General features: G+C 58.8%; 1 CRISPR repeat array.

The features are described 5' to 3' along the window. Positions 1-29 precede the first annotated feature (29 nt). Positions 30-1898: direct repeats of the CRISPR family, unit length 30 nt; unit sequence GTTTCAATCCCTCCAGGGATGATCACGGAC. Positions 1899-1944: the final 46 nt, after the last annotated feature.

Here is a 1944-nt window from a genome sequence, read left to right as displayed (position 1 = left end):
ATTAGAGCAGGAGCAAGGTGGGAACCAGAGTTTCAATCCCTCCAGGGATGATCACGGACAGGTCGTGACGTGGCGCCAACGGCTGTTGCTGATGTTTCAATCCCTCCAGGGATGATCACGGACTACGGCGCCTACGCCGGCCCGGACCTGGGTTCCTAGTTTCAATCCCTCCAGGAATGATCACGGACCCGGTCTACGACTCGTGGTCCGTGGCGGTCTTTTTGTTTCAATCCCTCCAGGGATGATCACGGACTCGTGTGGTGCGTCGTGTCGAGTCCAGCTGGCCTGTTTCAATCCCTCCAGGGATGATCACGGACTACCCGCACCGGCCGAAGCTCTAGTCAAGTTTATAGGTTTCAATCCCTCCAGGGATGATCACGGACTTCCCCACATTACCGCAAAGTATATACAATCTAAGTTTCAATCCCTCCAGGGATGATCACGGACGTGGGGAGGTCAATGGCCCGTCGGCATTTGACGTGTTTCAATCCCTCCAGGGATGATCACGGACTACCCAGGATGACGCGTGTCCCACGCCGGCCTATGTTTCAATCCCTCCAGGGATGATCACGGACCGAGGCGTACAACGAGAGGGCCTGTCGTCTGATCGCGTTTCAATCCCTCCAGGGATGATCACGGACACGACAGACCTCCCCTCGCCGCTCGGACACATACCCGTTTCAATCCCTCCAGGGATGATCACGGACCCGGGCAATGGCCTGGTGGCGCGGCGCTGTACATTAGTTTCAATCCCTCCAGGGATGATCACGGACCACGGCCTTCTGTGATTCCGGGTCCGGATTGGCCGGGTTTCAATCCCTCCAGGGATGATCACGGACCGGCGGCGGGGATCAGCCCGGTACCGGCCGGCTACAGGTTTCAATCCCTCCAGGGATGATCACGGACGACTCTCCCCCTGGGCATCCCCCTACTCCCTGTGGGTGTTTCAATCCCTCCAGGGATGATCACGGACCCCCGCCCAACCCCTCAAGCCCCCGTACCGGGAACGTGTTTCAATCCCTCCAGGGATGATCACGGACCCCCACCGAGGCGGACGCGGCGGTGCGGGTGAAGTTTCAATCCCTCCAGGGATGATCACGGACTACCTGGGCGCGGAGACCTACGGGCGGGAGGAACGGTTTCAATCCCTCCAGGGATGATCACGGACTCTCTCCTGATGATGGCGCCATCATCCTGGCTCAAGCGTTTCAATCCCTCCAGGGATGATCACGGACCATCGCCTTCGACCTACGCGTGACCGCCCTCTACGCGTTTCAATCCCTCCAGGGATGATCACGGACCTCCGCCTCGTCCGGGCGGGCACACCACCGGACGTGTTTCAATCCCTCCAGGGATGATCACGGACTGCTGGACTCACCACGTAGGGGGACACATGAAATTGGTTTCAATCCCTCCAGGGATGATCACGGACCCGCATATTTCACCGCGGACTATCCGGCCTATGTGCGTTTCAATCCCTCCAGGGATGATCACGGACCGCGTTCGCGGACCGCATGCCCGACCTCGGAATATTCGTTTCAATCCCTCCAGGGATGATCACGGACTCAATCTGTTGGAGATGCACTTCGCGTGGGAGCGGTTTCAATCCCTCCAGGGATGATCACGGACATGTCGTCCGCTCACGCCAGCCGCTTTAAGTTCTTGTTTCAATCCCTCCAGGGATGATCACGGACGAAGCATCCGACCCTGTCCTAGCCCGCGGGTACAAGTTTCAATCCCTCCAGGGATGATCACGGACCCGCCCGGATAGGGTGCGACAAACCGGCTCGTGTTACTGTTTCAATCCCTCCAGGGATGATCACGGACCTCCACTCCTATCGGTCCGGCTATAACGGCACCACCCCCACGTTTCAATCCCTCCAGGGATGATCACGGGCGCGCGGACCTGATCGCGATCGAGCCAGGTCGTCTGGTTTCAATCCC

This window comes from Protofrankia sp. Cas8, assembly GCF_963555845.1.
In the GTDB taxonomy this organism is placed as follows: domain Bacteria; phylum Actinomycetota; class Actinomycetes; order Frankiales; family Frankiaceae; genus Protofrankia.
The sequence above is the reverse complement of the archived record's forward strand: the minus strand, read 5'-3'. Positions and strand labels throughout refer to the sequence as shown.